Raw genomic sequence first — 15615 nt, 5'->3', positions numbered from 1 at the left:
TCGGCGTGTGGACCCGCGCACCTGGACACCCGTCCGTGCCGCGCTCGCGGACGTTGCGGACCTGCTGATCGGCATCCGCGCGTCGCTGGAAGCCCAGCGCACCGGCAAGCGCCAAACCACCCAGCCCATGCCGCGCCCCGTGCTGGCCGCTGACCGGCTCGCCGAGACCGACCGCTACCGCCGCCACCAGGAACGGGTGCGGCTCCTGCTGCCCAACGTGACGTCGCCTGGGGGGTGAGTCTGTGCCGTACACCGTGGGGACGGCGGTCCTGCAAGTGGTTCCGTCCCTGCGGGGGATCGGCGCGTCGGTCAACTCCCAGCTCGGCACCGAGCTGCGCGGGGTCGGCGAACGTACTGGCCGCGACGTGGGCGCCCGGCTCGGCGGTGGCGTCACCACCGGGCTGCTGCCCGCGCTGGACCGGGCCAGGACGGCGTTCACGGACACGGCCAAGGCAGGCGCGGGCGAGATGTCGACGCTGGCGCGCGGCACGGCGCCGGTGCTCGACCAGCTCGCGAAGGTCAGCCCGGTTCTGGGCCGGGTTCGCGATGGGTTCGGCTCGGCGCAGATCGCCGGGATGGCGCTGTCCGGCACGGCAGGCACCGTCGGCGGTCGCCTGCGCACGGTGGCCGAGCAGACCAGCCGTGTCGGGTCCGGGTTCACGGCGATGGCGTCGGTCAGCCGGCCAGCGCTGACCCGCGTGGGTTCCACCATCGAGTCCGCGATCAGCGCGCCGCTGCGCGGGGCGACCACGGTGCTTGCCGGGTACGGGATTACCGCGGGCACGGCGTTCACCGTGGCCGGGGTGGCGGCCGTGGGCATGGGCATCAAGTTCGCGGCCAGCCAGGAACAAGCAGTCACCGCGTTCACCACGATGCTCCACAGTGGACAGGACGCACGCCAGTTCATGGTGCAGCTCCAGGATTTCGCTGCGAAGACCCCGTTCGACCTGCCCTCGGTGGTGACCGGCGCGCAGAGGTTGATGGCGTTTGGTTTCGACGCCAAGCAGGTCTTGCCGACCCTGACGGCGATCGGCGACGCCGTGGCCGGGATGGGCGGGTCCGCCGAGCAGATCAACCAGGTCACGCTCGCCATTGGACAGATGTCGGCCAAGGGCAAGGTCCAGGGCGACGAGATCTTGCAACTTACCGAGGCGGGCATCCCGGCGCTGCGGATTCTGGCCAATCAGATGGGCGTGTCCACCGCGAAGTTGCAGGACATGATCAGCAAGGGGCTGGTTCCCAGCTCCAAGGCGATCCCGTTGCTGCTGACCGGAATCGAGCGCGGCACCAAGGGTGCGGCCGGTCAAACCCAGGCGTTCGCCGGGATGATGGCCAACCAGGCGACCACGTTGACCGGGGTCTGGTCGAACTTCACCGACAACCTCAACCGCAGCCTCGGCCGACTCGTCGCCCCGGCGATGCCCGCGATCAAGACCGCGTTGACGTGGCTGACCACCGAGCTGGGTCAGCTCCCGGCGGTGATGACCGCCGTCGCGCACAACCCGCTGGTCGTGCTGGTCACCGGTGCGCTGCGCACGGCCGTCGGCGAGGTGGCGGGCGGGTTCCGCGCCATGTTCACCGCGTTCCGTTCCGGCGAACGGGACGTGACCTCCAGCGGTCTCGCCGGGTTCTTCGAGCAGATCGGGATCGCCGCCCGGATCGTGTACGACGCCCTGCGTCCGGTGGTTGTCCTGTTTGGACAGATCGCCGGGGCCGCGATCGTGGTGGGCTGGCGGCTGCTCGGCTCGATCCTGCACGACTACGTCGGTCCGGCCATCGTCACCATCGCGACCTGGCTGCACCCGCTGACCCCGGTCGTGGTCGGGCTCGCGGCGGCGTTCGGCACCTGGCTGGTCATCGCGACCACGGTCGGCGCGGTCACCAAGGCGTTCAAGCTGTTGCAGACGGCGATTCTGCTCGTACGGGGCGCGTGGCTGCTGCTCTCGGCTGCGTTCATCGTCAGCCCGATCGGCGTGATCATCACCCTGTTGGCCGGGCTGGTCGCCGGGGTGATCTACGCCTGGACGCACTTCGCCGGGTTCCGGCAGGTGGTCGAAGCGTGCTGGCACGGCATCCAGGTCGCCGCCGCGTTCGCCTGGAACTCGGTCTTGAAGCCCACGCTGGTTGCGCTGGGCAGCGCGGCCCAGGCGGTCGGGTCAGCGTTCGTCGCGGCCTGGCACGGGATCGTCGTCGCGGTCCAGGCGGTGGGTGCTGCGGCGTCGTGGCTGTGGTTCACGGTGCTGGCGCCGGTGTTCAAGGTGCTCTACACGGCGGCGGCGATCTTGTTCGGGATCGTCGTCACGGCCGTGCTGACGCCGATCGTGCTGGCGCTCAAGCTCGTCGGCGCGGTCGCGCTCTGGCTGTGGGACCACGCGATCCACCCGGCGTTCGCCGCGATCGGCGCGTTCGCGCTGTGGCTGTGGACCATCGCGATCCGGCCGGTGATCGCCGGGATCGTCGCCTACTTCCGGATGTGGGCGCAGGTCGGGATCTGGCTGTGGCACAACGCGATCCAGCCCGCGCTGGCCGGGATCGCGTGGCTGTTCACGTGGCTGTGGACCACGATGGTGAAGCCGGTCATCGACGCCATCGTGTTCGGCGTCCAGGCGCTCGGCTCGGCCGCGGTGTCGGTGTGGCAGAACGCGATCGTCCCGGCCTGGCACGGCATCGGTGCGGCCGTGTCGGTGGTGTGGCGCTCGGTGGTGCAGCCCGTGCTGTCCGCGCTGCGCGTGGCCGTGTCGGCGGTGGGTGCGGCGTTCGCGTGGGTCTACGCCAACGTCATCCGCCCTGCCTGGGCCGGGATGGGCAACGCCGTCCGTGCGGTCTACGACCACGTGCTCCACCCGGCGTTCGAGGCCGTGAAGACCGCCGTGCGCGCGGTGGGCTCGGCGTTCGGCGCGGTGGTCGACGGCATCAAGATCGCCTGGAACAAGATCAAGGGCTACGCCGCCGCGCCGATCAACTTCGTCATCCAGACCATCTGGAACAACGGCATCCGCAAGGTGTGGAACGCCATCACCGGCTGGATTCCCGGCGTCGACCTCACCCTCGGCGAGCTGGCGCCGGTCAAGTTCGCCGCAGGTGGCGTGCTGGCCGGCTACGCGCCCGGCCGCGACACCGTGCCCGCGATCCTCAGCCCCGGCGAAGCCGTCCTCGTGCCCGAGCTGGTGCGCCTCCTCGGTCCGGCGAACATCGTCGCGGCCAACGCTGCCGCACGCGGCGGACGCGGCGGCACCGGCACCGGCCCGACCATGACCGGCAGCGTGCCGCACTTCTTCTTGGGTGGCTTGTGGGACGGGATCACGTCGGTCGCGGGCGGCATCGTGCACGCGGTCGAGAACGTCGCAGGCGGGATCGCCGATGCCGCGTCATTCATCGCCCACTTCACCACCGACCCGCTCGGCACGCTCACCTCGATGATCCCCGGCCTGGACGGGCTCAAGCGGTGGGCCTCGGCCGGGTGGGGCAAGGCCATCGTCCAGCTTCCCGGCTCGGTCATCGGGGGCCTCATCTCCACGATCAAGCGCGCGCTCGGCCTGGAGGACGACCACCGCGGTGGCCCTGCGCCACAGCCGCCCGTCGCGGCCGGTGTGCAGCATTGGACCGGGCTCGTGCAGCAGGTGCTCGCGCTGCTGGGCCAGCCGCTGTCCCTGGTGCCCAACGTCATGCGCCGGATGAACCAGGAGTCCGGCGGCAACCCCCGCGCGATCAACCTCACCGACATCAACGCCCAGCACGGCACACCGTCGATTGGGCTGATGCAGGTGATCAAGCCGACGTTCGACCGGTGGTGCAACCCCGCGCTCTCGCCCGACATCTACGACCCGCTGGCCAACATCTACGCCGGACTCAACTACGCGCTGCACCGCTACCCGTCGCTCCAGTACGCGATGGACAAGCCCGGCGGCTACGACTCCGGCGGCTGGCTGCCGCCGGGACTGTCCACTGTCTACAACGGCACCCGCACACCCGAAGCCGTGCTGACCGCACGCCAGTGGGATGCCGTGGAGCGATCCATCGGCTCCACCGGCGGCAGCTTCACCGGCACGCTCGTCCTGAACTCCGGGCAGTTCCTCGGCGTCGTCCGCGGCGAGATCAACCAGGCATCCGACGCGCTCGGCGACGCCATCGCAACCCGCACCCGCATCTAGGGGGACCGCTTCGTGGTCTACGAGTACCGCACGCCCGTCGACTTCTCCTTCGGCGTGCTGACCAACGCTGCCGCCGTGTCCGACACGGTGATCAGCAGCGCGGACTTCGCCTCGCTGCCCAGCGCCGCCACCACCAGCGTCTACCTGCCGCTGGTGCTGCTCAACCCGGCCACCAAGACGCACGAGAAGGTCTGGGTCACCGCACACGCGGCAGGCGCCACCACGCTCACCGTGGTGCGCGGCCGGGAGAACACGGCCGCGCAAGCCTGGCCCGCTGGAACGCAGTGGGTGTGCGCACCCACCGCCCGAGACGGGCTGTACCCGGTCACCACCAGGTCCGCGCTACCCGCCGACGCACATGTCGGCATGCGCTGCCTCATCGTGGACGAAGCCGCCGTCGTCGAGCGGTCCAGCACCCAAGGCTGGGTCAGCAACGGCGCCTGGACCAGCTACACGCCAGCCTGGACGACCTCAGGCACCCAGCCCTCGCTCGGCAACGGCGCCCTGACCGGCGAATGGGCACGGGTGGGAAATCTCGTGTTCGTGCGGGTCAGCCTCACGTGGGGCTCGAGTACGTCCGGCGGAACGAACGCGTGGGGCTTCTCCTTGCCCATCACCGCGGCTTACACCACCGCGCACAACCCCTGGCCGCTCTACGGCGGCGCCGCGATCATGCGCGACGTCTCAGCGTTCAACTACTACGCAGGTACTGCCACGATCGACTCCAGCGGCAGCACCATCGGCGGCATCTACAGCTCCGGTCAGATTGCCGCCACCTCGCCGTTCACCTTCGCTGCGGGCGATCACCTGTCGCTGTCGGCGATCTACCGGGCTGCCTAGGTCTGTCCAATGTGGTCTCGGTACCCCCGCGGACTCGTGCCGTGGGCAGGTAACGACGTCTCGGCCACTGTCCCACCGGGACAGGTACTGCCACCGCCAATCCCCGGCGGCACCCGCAGCTACACCTACGCCGTCGCCACCGGCGCCTGGCCCTGGGCCTACGGGTCATGGGCCGGTGGCGCACCGCCGCTCGTCGGCGCGCTGTTCGGAGGCATCATCGCCGTCCCGAACGCGCTGGCCGGCACCGTGGCCCTGACGGCGTGGTGGCCCGACGTCACCACCGTGCACATCGTGCGGCTGCACCCCGACGGCAGCCGCACCCCGGTGCGCGGCGGCTACCCGCTGACCGTCCTCGGCGTCACCCGCCGCAACCTGGCGCCCAACCCGTCCGCTGCCGCCGGACTCGCCGGGTACGTGCCGGGCGAGGGCAACCCGGCCCTGAGCGTCCTCACCGACGGACCAGCCCCGCCGGGCACCGCGGTCCGGTGCACGCTCGCGGCGGCGGGTACGTGTGGACTAACGGTGCCGACCCAGCTCGTCGTCGCATCGCCCGGTCAGATCGTCACCGTCGGCATGGACCTGCGGATCTCGGCCCGACCCAGCGCAGTCACGATCACCATCACCTGGACCGACAGCACCGGCACTGCGCTGGCCTCCAGCACGTCCGCGCTCAGCAGCAACGCCATCAACCGCAGCGTCGCGCAGTGGGCACGACACGTCGTCACCGCGACCGCGCCGATGGGCCAGGGGCCGATCACCGCGAGCGTCAAAGTCGCCGCCACCAGCCTGCCCACAGGCGCAACGCTCGACGCCACCCACCAAACCCACGAGCTGGGCGCCACCGACGGCAGCTACGTCGACGGCGACTCCCTCGGCGGGTCGTGGACCGGGGTTGCGGGCTTGTCTGCCTCAGTCGGCGCGCCGCTTCAGACGCTCATCGACGGCGAAGCCCCCCTGGACGTGCCGGTCAGCTATCAGGTGATCAACCCGGCACTCGGCGGCGGCAGCGCCACCTCCGAACCCACCACCCTGGACGGCGGTGACCGGTCCTGGCTCTCGCATCCATCCCAACCGGCGCAACCGGTACGGGCACGGGTCACCGCCGCCCCGGACCTGACCCGCACCGCGGTGTCGGCGACCTACACGATCATCGGCCGCGCTCGCCCGGTCGTCGTGTCCGCCGCCCGCAGCGCACCGACCGGCGCCCTGACGTTGGACGCCGCGACGTTCGCCGACCGGGACGCGCTGCTGGAGCTCCTCGCCGACGGCGCGCCCCTGCTGCTGCGTGCCCCGGCCGACTACGGCCTGGGCTACGGCTGGTGGATCGCCCTGGGAGACCTCACCGAAAGCGCCGTCGGCCGTCCCCAGTGGAGCCAAGGCCGAGCACTGGCGGCCTCGTTCACCGTCGTGGACGCGCCCTACGCGCCCAGCAGTTTCCCGGCGGCATAACCGTGTGGCCGCTGTCCTCGCTCGCCCAACTCGTCCTCACCGGGTCGCACTCGATCACCGTGCGCGCCACCGCCTACACCGCCGCCTACGGCGCGGTCACCATGCCGGTGTCGTCCGGTTCGATCACCTGCGACGCGACCAGCCAGGTCCGGCGCACCGGCACGGTCGGCATCGCCGACCCGGTGTGGTGGCCCGCCGACCCGCTCGCGGTCCTCTCGCCCTTGGGCTCGGAACTGGCGGTGGAGTACGGCATCGTCATCCCGCAGGTCGGCACCGAGTGGGTACCAGTCATCCGCGGCCCGATCACCGAAGTCCGCCGCGACCGGCCCTACAGCTCCGGCGACGCCGCGCTCACCGTGTCCGTTGCGGACCGCTCCAGCACCGTCGCCGAAGCACGGTTCGAGCAGCCGACTCAAACCCATGCCGGCGCGACCAATGTCGCGGAGATCACCCGGCTGATCACCGCCGTCCTGCCCGGCGTCACGGTCATCGACCGGACAGGCTCGACCCAGGTCGCCGCGCGGCTGGACATCGAACGCGAACGGTGGGCCGACGGCATCGAAGTCCTGACCGACGCCATCGGCGCCGAGACCTTCGCCGACGCCATCGGCAACTTCGTGATCCGGCCGACGCCCACCTTGGCCGATCCGGTCGCCTGGGTCATCGCCGCAGGCGCGGACGGCGTGCTCGTGTCCAAAAGCGACACCCAGACCCGCAGCCTGACCTACAACGAGGTGGTCGCTTCCGGCCAGCGATCCGACGGCACACCACCGGTCTACGCGATCGTCGCCGACACCGACCCGACCAGCCCCACCTACATCAACGGCCCGTTCGGTCGCCGCCCGCGCTTCTACACCTCACCGCTGCTGACCACGGTCACGCAATGCCGCACCGCAGCAGCCGGTCTGCTGGCCCGCACGACCGGCATGCAAGCCACCGTCACCCTCACCGCGATCACCAACCCCGCCTTGGACGCGGGCGACGTGATCGCCGTCGTGCAGGGCAGCACGCGAACCCTGCACATCGTGGACACGGTGTCCATCCCGCTCGGCGTCGGCGAGGCGCAGCAGATCACCACCCGCTCACTCGTTCTGCCCGCCGAATCCTGACCGTCCTCACGGGAGCCGTGATGCGACCCGAACGCGCCCTGCAACAGCGCTTCACCGAGACGGCCGAACGGTTCCGCACCGGACAGGTCGGCGCCGTCATCAACAACACCCTCACCGTCACCACCTCCGGCGGCGCGTCGCTCACCGTGCCCCGCCTTGCCACCTGGACCCCAGCCGTCGGCGATGTCGTCGTGCTGGCGCTCACGCCCGGCGGCTGGATCGCCCTGGGCAAAATCGCCTAACACCAAGGAGAACGCATGCCCGCAGTGCTCACCGATGTGGCCGACCTCGCGGCCTACCCGCCGTTCATCCGGCGCGTCACCGCCGCCACGGTCAAGGCCGCGGTCGCGGTCGGCAACGAGGTCTACGACGGCACCCAGTACCGCATCATGCGCCGCGCCCTCGCGACCCAGGTCCTCAAGCACGCCGAGAACTGGGGCGAGGTCTTCGCCTGGGGCGTGTCCGCCAACCCGGCAGTCAACCCCGACGCCACCGACAACGACGTCGAGTTCACCGTCAACAGCCTGTGGGACGCCATGGCCGGCGCCTACACCGAGACCTCGGGCGGCTCGAACCAGGCGACCACGCAGGCCGCCTGATGTCGGCCAGTGCGCAGCGGCATGTTGGCCCAATTTTGGCGCGTGGAACATTTCGCGGCGCACTGCAACCTTTCGGGCCAACATTGCACTTGGTCTTGCGCCCTGTGCATCCGCGACGGTGACGGCGTGCTACCTCGTGCCGTCACTATCGGTCTCACAGTCCTCATTAGCGCCGTCTGGGCGTTCAACGTCGTCATCGGCTTTATCGAGCCGGACCGGCGAGACCCCACCGTGAACGCGATCTTCGCGATCGTCGTGGGCGGGATCTACGCGTTGGGCCGCAAGGACGACGCCGTGCGGTCAGCCCGTAAGAAGCTCGGCAAGTTGATCAGCGGCGATGACGAGCCACGCCCCAATCCCAGCGACAAGGCGGACCCGTGATCGTCGCCTCCTACCTCGCGCAGTCCCTCGGCTGGACCGCGGTCGGTTTCCTCGGCGGCTACCTCGCCGGTCACGCCGCCCGCGACGTCCAGCGCATCGCCGATGCCGTGACCGGAGAGGACACGATGCAGCGCAAGCCACGTATCCCGCGGATCAGCTCGCAGACCGTCGTCGCGATCGTCGTGGTCGTGCTCGGCATCCTCACGGTCATCCAGGGCCTGGTGCAGTCGGCGGCCACGGACCGGCTCACGCAGTGCCAGGCCGACTACTCCAACGACTTCGCCGACGCACTCGATGCCCGCTCTCAGGCCAGCACCGACGCGCAGGAAGCGCTGGACGACCTCATGTCCACCGTGGGTGGCGCCCTGCGCGGCAACGCCGTCGACCGGGCCGCAGTGCAGCACGCCATCGCCGACTACCTCGCCAAGCGCGAGGCAGTGAAGCGGCAGCAGCAGGCCCACCCCTACCCGCCTCCACCACGCGCGGTGTGCCCCTAAACGGAGGAGTCCTCAATGGACTATGGCATCGACGTCAGCCATTTCAACGCCATCGCCGATGCGCACGCCGTGCGCAACAACGGCATCACCTACGCCTGGGTCAAGGCGACCGAGGGCACGAACTACGTCGACCCGACGTTCGCGAACAAGGTCAAGCAGCTCCGGGCCGCGGGCATCCGTGTCGGCGCCTACCACTTCCTGCGCGCGGGAGATGCCGCCGCGCAAGCCCGCCACTTCCGCGACGTCGCGGGTGACGCCGGGTGCCTTGCGCTCGGCTCCCTGATGCCGATGGCCGACTTGGAGTCCGTCGACGTGCGAGGCACCGCCAACCCCGCGCTCATCGCGTTCTACGACAAGCTCGGCGTCTCGCCGCTGGACTGCTACGGCAACCTCGACTGGTGGGTGACCACGCTTCAACCCGGCCGCTGGAGCAACCGCACGATCCTCGGCCACATCGCTCGCTACAACGGCAAGCCCGGCGCCCCCGGCTGGACCTACTCGCGGATGGCGTGTCACCAGCACAGCTCCACCGGCACCGTGCCCGGCATCCCCGGCCATGTCGATCGCAACGCCACCATGGCGGGCTACAACCTCCAGGCCATCACCATCGGCAACGTCCCGGTGCCACGGCCCATCCCGGCCTCGCCGGTCGTGCCACCCGCCACGCATCCGCCGGCCACGTCGACGACCAAGGACACGTACGTCGTGCGCTCGGGCGACACGCTCTCGCGCATCGCCTCGATGTGGCACGTCACCGTCTCGGCTGTCGCGGTCGCCAACCGCATCGCCGACCCCGACGTGATCCAGGTCGGGCAGATCCTCAAGCGGCCCGGCGCGCCCGGCGCCGCTACGGCCACGCCCGCGAGCAAGAGCTACACGGTCCGGCCTGGGGACACCCTGTCAGCGCTGGCTCGAGTATTGGGCCGCAGCGTGCCGACGCTCGTCGCTCTCAACCATCTGTCCAACCCGGACCGTATCTACGCGGGCCAAGTCATCCACTACTGAGGAGACCACCACCGATGACCGAACCCGCAGCCGAGCCGGTCACCTCGGCCGTACTGGACAGCCGCCCTAGGCCGATCCTGGAGGCCATCCGGTCCGGTGCCTGGGTGTCCGTCCTCGGTGCTGCCCTCACCGCAGCAGTCACCTTTGGACTGCTTAACGCCGAGCAGGTTACGGCTCTCAACAACCTGGTGGCGGCAGCCGCGACGCTGATCACTGCGGTCACCGCTGTGCTGCACGGATTGCACATCCTGCGCGCCGCCGAGCCGGAGGTCACGCCGATGTCAGATCCACGCGACACGGACGGACGTCCACTGATCCCCGCCGAGTCAGGCGATTGACAGTGAACTGTCCAGCTTTTGTCCACTCTTCCGGCGCATTTTTTTTGACGGCTCGGTGATGCCGAGCCATCCAGCCAGGCCAGCGGCGACGAGGGTGCTGGCGGCTTGGAACAAGTTCGGCGCCTCGTGGAACCCGGCCGAAGCGGCTGCCACTGCCGCCAGCGCCGCACCGACCGCGAGCATGGCCTTCCGCCACACTCCGGGTCGCCTGCGGTCCGCCGCCATCCTTCGATTGTGACACGTCATGCGTCGTGTCGACAGCGACGCTGACGCGATGCTTGAATCGAACGTATGAGCGACGGGGCGGCCAACGGGGAGAGCCCTGGCCCGCCTCCTGTGCGCCGGGTCGAGCCACCCGTGCACGTGTGGGTTGACCTGGCCAAACTGTTCCCGCGCGGCCCGCACGAGGACTACCAGAACGTGCCCAACGGCGTGAACACCCAGGCCGAGGTGCCTGCGATGCTGTCGGAGTGGGTGCGTCGCGCTGATGGCGCCTGGCTAGGCAAGGTCACCTTCGCGATCTATACCCGCGACGACGTGTGGTCGGTGACGACCACGCAGTACTGCCCGGCTCACTGCTTGAAGCAGAAGGGGCGGCGGGAGCGGACACGGCTCGACGACACGCGGCTTGATGGCACGCCTGTCGATCGGGACCTGCGGTGAGCCGGGGTCTCAGCTCGTGCTGGGCGGCTGGCCGGCCGAGGCTGCCATGGCGTTGATCCTGGCGGCGAACTCCCGCGCCTGCTTGCCCTTGTCCGGGTCGAGCGAGACGACGAACGCCCCATCGGTGCCCTTGACCCCAAGGTAGAGCTCGCGGTTGTCCTTGCTGCGGCCGAGTACCACACCGATGCCGCCCACAGCTAGGAACCCACGACCGCGCCGCTCGATCTGTCCCGCGGTCTCCACGAACGCCTCGGCACCGGCCAGGGACACGCTCTGCTTCTCGTAGTGGACGCGGCCCTGGTGCACGTGGATGCCGTGGAACGAGTTGCCTGCGAGTCGTGACTCAGCTTGCGCCGTGCCTTCCTCCTTGGCGTTGCGGAAGCGCTCCTTCATGTTCTTGACCTCGGTGTTCCAGGCGTCTTTCCAGAACCCCATGCCTCGCTCCTGTTCGACGGCGCGTCATCACCTTGCTACGAATCGTGCCCCCGTGTCGACATCGGTCGGCACGGGGGCACGTCGTCGTCCGGCTAGGTCAACCGCTGCTCGATGGCGTCGAGACGTTCCAGCACGATGCCCAACCCGCCCTCCACGCGCTCGTTCAAAGCGTCCAATCGACTGATCACGGGGTCATTGCCCGGCTGGTCCGTCTCGGACCCTGAGCCAGCGGTGTCCCCAGGGTCCGAGCGGATGGGGGTGTCGAGTACTGCCTGATCGTCCAAGCGCCGGACGAACACCCCCTTGCCGTGCTGGGGGCGCACCAGCCCCTCCTGGTGCAGCGTATGCACGGCCGACCGCACCGTCATCCGCGATACACCGAAGCGCTTCTCCAGATCACGCGTGGACGGTAGAGCGGTGCCGGGAGCGTACTTGCCGGCCTCAATCTCCAGGCGCAAGACATCGGCGATGCGCTGGTAGGGGTGCCGCCCGTCCGGAGCACGCCCGTCATACACCCGTGGCTCACCTGGCCTTCTTGGTACGCGCCTTCGGCGTCGGGTCGGTACGCGACTGGTATGCCTCGATCACCGTGTTCGCGATGCGCCCACGGTCGCTCACCTTCAAGCCCTGGCCCTTGGCCCACTGGCGAACCTCGGCCGAGAACGCCAGGGGTTGAGGCTGACCCGCCACCTGCTCGCCGGTCGTGGTGGGCATCGACGTCGCCTGCGCGACGGGGGTCTTGCGGCCGACCTTGGGCTGGCCTCCGTCCTTGCCCGTGCTGACCCGGCGTCGCTTGCGTCCTCCGCCGACGACCCGCGCAGCCTGGATAAATTCAGCCAGGGCGGTGCGGAGTCGGTCGGCGTTGTCGCTGGACAAGTCGATCTCCAAGCTCTGCCGGTCCAGACCGAAGGTCACGGTCTCGTGAGCCTCGGTGCCGTCCAGGTCATCGACCAGCAGCGTGCGCACTCGTTGTGCCATGAGAAACGAACATCCTTTTCTCGAACGCTGATAATGGTTGGTAAGGATTGCTGCGGTGAGGTCAGAAACGCATGACGTTCACCCCGGCGCGACACAACGTGTGTGCAGCGTTGTTGATCGAGCGCCAATCGCTCGGACTTACGGAAATGATCACCGGCTCACCATCCGGCCGTTGGACACGAAGGTGACGGCCGCCCAGGGAGACTTCGGCGCCCGCCTTGCGTGCTCGCTTGACCAGCTCGTCAAGCGTGGTCGGCATACGCCGACCAGCGCCACCATGGGTCTTCCGCTGCCGTCGCGGACGCGCATGGTCGCCCAGCACCGGTGAGTCATGCGCAGGCGGCAGATGATGCGGGTCGACGTCGGTCAGGCCGATGATGCGGTCGGCCACGACGATCAGCTGGACACGCCCGGCCCGCCGGAACTCCCGCTCCGCTGCGGCGCCAGCGCCACGCCATCGCAGCTCGGGCTCGTGATAGGCCGCCAGGACCTCGCGCAGGTGCTGACCGTCCCGCACACGCTGAGCAGCGCTCAGCGTGAACGGGGGGATCGTCCCGCGGTTCACCGCCGTCCTCGATTCCGCTGATACAGGGCGGCGGCCAAGACGGAAACCGCAGCCAACATGCGACGAGCCCTGCGACGCGCAAACCACAGCTCAACTTCTTGTATTGCGGCTAGGCCGATCACCCCGACCAGCCCCTCCAGGGCAGCGAGCACCCCGATACCAATAACGCTATTCATGAGCTTCCCCCGCCATTTATCCAGGCCGGAACCACGCACTCAAGCAGTGCGCGATTAATCAAGCACGTGAATTAGTGACGGCGTGGCCGGAAAATCACTGAGGCATTAGCGATCTACCGGCCACGCCGACACCGCCCAGCCCGAACACTGCGCCGTCGACACTCGGGATCAACCGGGCGCGGCAGGCCAGGCCGCCGCAGGCACGGTCTGCGCTCCCACCCGCAGACCCCCCTGACTGTGGCTCGAAATTACTGCTCATTACTTCGTTGCTGCACCAACCCCCCGGCTGGGGCAGCGACCTCCGATCATGTGAAACGAATCGTGCGGTGCGCTCGACGCTAGCAGCGACCCTACGTAGTCGGCAGGGGAAAGCGAGCAGTCACTCGTGAACCACCTATAGGACTGACCAGATCACAAAATGTCGCACAAAGTGTGCGCCGACCCCCCGTAACGACTAGTCCGTCAGTCGGATGGGTCACCCTTCGGCGCTACAGTGTTCTAGACCGGAACGATCACCGGTTGTGATCATGATTCGTTCGGCGCGTCTCGACTGAACCGATTGACCGGTCAAAGTTAGGCCAGACGGGTGACGGTATTTATGACGACTCACCTCGGTCGCAATCGGACATTCCGACTTAATCGCCGAGTCAGCTCCTACGCGGCTGAAAGGCCCTCGCGGGGCACGATCGTGATCCGGCTGCCATCGAACTTCACGCCCGCGGGCAAACGCCCTTTGCGGCCCTTCTCGATGGTCACCGTCATCAGCGTGTCCACGATCGCGCGCTTGCGCGAGATCGGCTGCACGTCGAACACTGCCGCCGGGTCCGGCGCGTGTACCACGCTGTAGAGCACCGCGTCCTCGGCGTGCTGGGACAGACGCGCCTCGATCGAGCCCAAGCGAGTGTCCAGCTTGGCCTTCTGCCGGATCAGGCCAGCACGGCTGATCTCGCCGTCGCCGTACATGTCCTCCAGTTCCTCCAGACGCACCCGCAGCGCGTTGGCTTCGTTGCGCAGCTCGATCGTGCTGTCGTCCACTGGAGCCTTGAGCAGGTCACCCCCGTACTTCCTCAGCAACGCCCGCGCGACGGCCAGGACAGCGTCGTCGGTCCCTTGCGCCCGCGCCTGGCAGTGCGAAGACCGTTTGCACCGGTAGGTGGCCAACCGGACCCCGACCGGCCCCTGCGAGGTGCGGCCGGATGAGCGCATGAGGCTTCCGCACAGCCCGCAGACGTACAGGTTGGAGCCGAGCCATTTCAACGTGCGGGTCCCGTGATAGGTCCGGCGGCTCGGGTCATTGAGGATCTTGCACACCGCCTGCCACTCATCGACGGTGATGATCGAACGCCACGTCCCTGTCACCCCATCACGGATGCGGCCGTCCGGGTCCTCAACAAGCCCCGCATTGCGCCCCCGCTTGAGGATGCTCCGCAAGGTGCTCGGGTACCAGGCGGGTGCCTCCCGCGGCGTCGGCAAGCCCCTGGCGGTCCAGTCCTCACAGATCGAGAGCAGCGACTCGCCAGCGATCACCCGCTGCACGGCATCCTTGATCATCTTCGCTTCGCGCGGCACCAGCGCCCGACCGACCCGCCGCTTGTTCGTGATCACACCGTCCTCGTCGTACTGGGCTCCCTCGTACCCGAACGGCCGTGCCCCGCCCGTCCACTCGCCCACCTCGCGCGCCTGCTCCTTCTCCCGTCGCACCCGCTCGGAAATCTCCTCGGCCTCAGCGGCGTCCCGAGCGGCCAGGACGCGGGCGATCATGCGACCGGCCGCCGTATTCAGGTCGAAACTGGGCGACGCGACATAGTCGAAGGTGACGCCGTAGTGCTCGGCCAGCTCGATCTGACCCTCGTGCTCCATCGGCCTGCGCGTGAGCCGGCCAGAGGTGTACGCGACGATCTCCTGCACGAAACCGGCCTTGGCATCGGCGATCAGCCGGTTGTAGTCCTTACGGACCTTCTTCGAGCGGGTCGACGCGCTGATGTCGTTGTCCTTGTAGACCGCCACCACCGTGTCACCCTTGCGCGCGACCAGCTTCCGGCAGTCCTCCTCCTGCCGCTGGACGCCAAGCTCCCGGCCCTCGCGGTCGTCGCTGATCCGCAGGTAGATTCCAACCAGTTTGTTCACGGCGATCAGCGCCTTTCAAACGGGCCGACCGACCCGTGCGGATCGTCCTGAAAGACGCTCGTGAGACGGTGGTCTAGCCCGGCAAGGACCGCCAGGCATGCCTGCTGCGGACGCTGAAAGGCCAGGTCAAAAGCGTGCGGATCTCGGACTGCCCGGCGATACAAGATCACTTTCTCTGTCATGGGAAAAAGTGTCACTCATCTAGTAATGTCCACAGATCCCGCCGTCGCCCGCACACGACCCACAACCCCGATAAAATGGATCTCGGGGCGCCCCCCGGGATGGGCGGGGGCCGCTTCGCG

The 15615-nt window shown here is 68.7% G+C and carries 18 protein-coding genes; 12 read left to right on the top strand and 6 right to left on the bottom strand.

The window, feature by feature from the left end; genetic code table 11:
* Window positions 1–7 precede the first annotated feature (7 nt).
* The 11 genes from EV186_RS15120 to EV186_RS15070 are packed head-to-tail and all read left to right on the top strand — an operon-like array spanning window position 8 to window position 10369.
* Window positions 8–238 (top strand): hypothetical protein, encoded by a 231-nt coding sequence (locus EV186_RS15120; RefSeq protein ID WP_133849841.1) that lies wholly within the window; start codon window positions 8–10, stop codon window positions 236–238.
* 4 nt (window positions 239–242) lie between these two features.
* Window positions 243–4151, top strand: a complete 3909-nt coding sequence (locus EV186_RS15115; protein ID WP_133849840.1) for a tape measure protein — start codon at window positions 243–245, stop codon at window positions 4149–4151.
* 12 nt (window positions 4152–4163) lie between these two features.
* Window positions 4164–4991: a hypothetical protein gene (locus EV186_RS15110; RefSeq protein WP_133849839.1), complete on the top strand. Its 828-nt coding sequence runs from the start codon at window positions 4164–4166 to the stop codon at window positions 4989–4991.
* Between the two features lie 36 nt (window positions 4992–5027).
* Entirely contained in the window at window positions 5028–6440 is a 1413-nt protein-coding gene (locus EV186_RS15105) for a hypothetical protein (protein ID WP_133849838.1), read from the top strand.
* 2 nt (window positions 6441–6442) lie between these two features.
* Window positions 6443–7549 carry a DUF5047 domain-containing protein gene (locus EV186_RS15100; RefSeq protein ID WP_133849837.1) on the top strand — a complete coding sequence of 369 codons (1107 nt, stop codon included), beginning with the start codon at window positions 6443–6445 and terminating at the stop codon, window positions 7547–7549.
* Between the two features lie 20 nt (window positions 7550–7569).
* The gene (locus tag EV186_RS15095; protein ID WP_133849836.1) at window positions 7570–7791 is read left to right on the top strand and encodes a hypothetical protein; all 222 of its coding nucleotides are present in this window, start codon (window positions 7570–7572) and stop codon (window positions 7789–7791) included.
* A gap of 15 nt (window positions 7792–7806) precedes the next feature.
* Entirely contained in the window at window positions 7807–8148 is a 342-nt protein-coding gene (locus tag EV186_RS15090) for a hypothetical protein (protein ID WP_133849835.1), read from the top strand.
* A 9-nt stretch (window positions 8149–8157) separates the two neighbouring features.
* A complete protein-coding gene (locus EV186_RS15085) occupies window positions 8158–8529 on the top strand; it encodes a hypothetical protein (RefSeq protein ID WP_133849834.1) in 372 nt (123 codons plus the stop codon).
* On the top strand, window positions 8526–9026 hold the full coding sequence (locus EV186_RS15080) for a hypothetical protein (RefSeq protein WP_133849833.1): 501 nt from the start codon (window positions 8526–8528) through the stop codon (window positions 9024–9026). The genes EV186_RS15085 and EV186_RS15080 overlap by 4 nt, the downstream gene beginning before the upstream one ends.
* A 15-nt stretch (window positions 9027–9041) precedes the next feature.
* Window positions 9042–10031 (top strand): LysM peptidoglycan-binding domain-containing protein, encoded by a 990-nt coding sequence (locus EV186_RS15075; protein WP_133849832.1) that lies wholly within the window; start codon window positions 9042–9044, stop codon window positions 10029–10031.
* A gap of 14 nt (window positions 10032–10045) precedes the next feature.
* Window positions 10046–10369, top strand: coding sequence for a hypothetical protein (locus tag EV186_RS15070; RefSeq protein WP_133849831.1), 324 nt, complete (start codon window positions 10046–10048; stop codon window positions 10367–10369).
* Here EV186_RS15070 and EV186_RS15065 read toward each other — a convergent pair.
* A complete protein-coding gene (locus EV186_RS15065; protein ID WP_133849830.1) occupies window positions 10358–10594 on the bottom strand; it encodes a hypothetical protein in 237 nt (78 codons plus the stop codon). The genes EV186_RS15070 and EV186_RS15065 overlap by 12 nt on opposite strands.
* Window positions 10595–10660: 66 nt before the next feature.
* Here EV186_RS15065 and EV186_RS15060 point away from each other — a divergent pair, with 66 nt between their 5' ends.
* Entirely contained in the window at window positions 10661–11032 is a 372-nt protein-coding gene (locus EV186_RS15060; protein ID WP_133849829.1) for a hypothetical protein, read from the top strand.
* A 9-nt stretch (window positions 11033–11041) separates the two neighbouring features.
* Here EV186_RS15060 and EV186_RS15055 read toward each other — a convergent pair whose 3' ends face one another.
* The 5 genes from EV186_RS15055 to EV186_RS15035 form a co-directional block, all read right to left on the bottom strand.
* Window positions 11042–11467: a hypothetical protein gene (locus tag EV186_RS15055; protein WP_133849828.1), complete on the bottom strand. Its 426-nt coding sequence runs from the start codon at window positions 11465–11467 to the stop codon at window positions 11042–11044.
* A gap of 92 nt (window positions 11468–11559) precedes the next feature.
* Complete coding sequence (locus EV186_RS15050) at window positions 11560–11982, bottom strand: GntR family transcriptional regulator (protein WP_133849827.1); 423 nt, start codon at window positions 11980–11982, stop codon at window positions 11560–11562.
* Window positions 11983–11989: 7 nt separating this feature from the next.
* Window positions 11990–12445, bottom strand: coding sequence for a histone-like nucleoid-structuring protein Lsr2 (locus tag EV186_RS15045; RefSeq protein WP_133849826.1), 456 nt, complete (start codon window positions 12443–12445; stop codon window positions 11990–11992).
* A gap of 61 nt (window positions 12446–12506) precedes the next feature.
* On the bottom strand, window positions 12507–13010 hold the full coding sequence (locus tag EV186_RS15040) for a hypothetical protein (protein ID WP_133849825.1): 504 nt from the start codon (window positions 13008–13010) through the stop codon (window positions 12507–12509).
* Window positions 13011–13840: 830 nt separating this feature from the next.
* Window positions 13841–15313: a recombinase family protein gene (locus EV186_RS15035; protein ID WP_133849824.1), complete on the bottom strand. Its 1473-nt coding sequence runs from the start codon at window positions 15311–15313 to the stop codon at window positions 13841–13843.
* Window positions 15314–15615 lie beyond the last annotated feature (302 nt).

It is taken from the genome of Labedaea rhizosphaerae (assembly GCF_004362825.1).
Taxonomy (GTDB): Bacteria; Actinomycetota; Actinomycetes; order Mycobacteriales; family Pseudonocardiaceae; genus Labedaea; species Labedaea rhizosphaerae.
The sequence above is the reverse complement of the archived record's forward strand: the minus strand, read 5'-3'. Positions and strand labels throughout refer to the sequence as shown.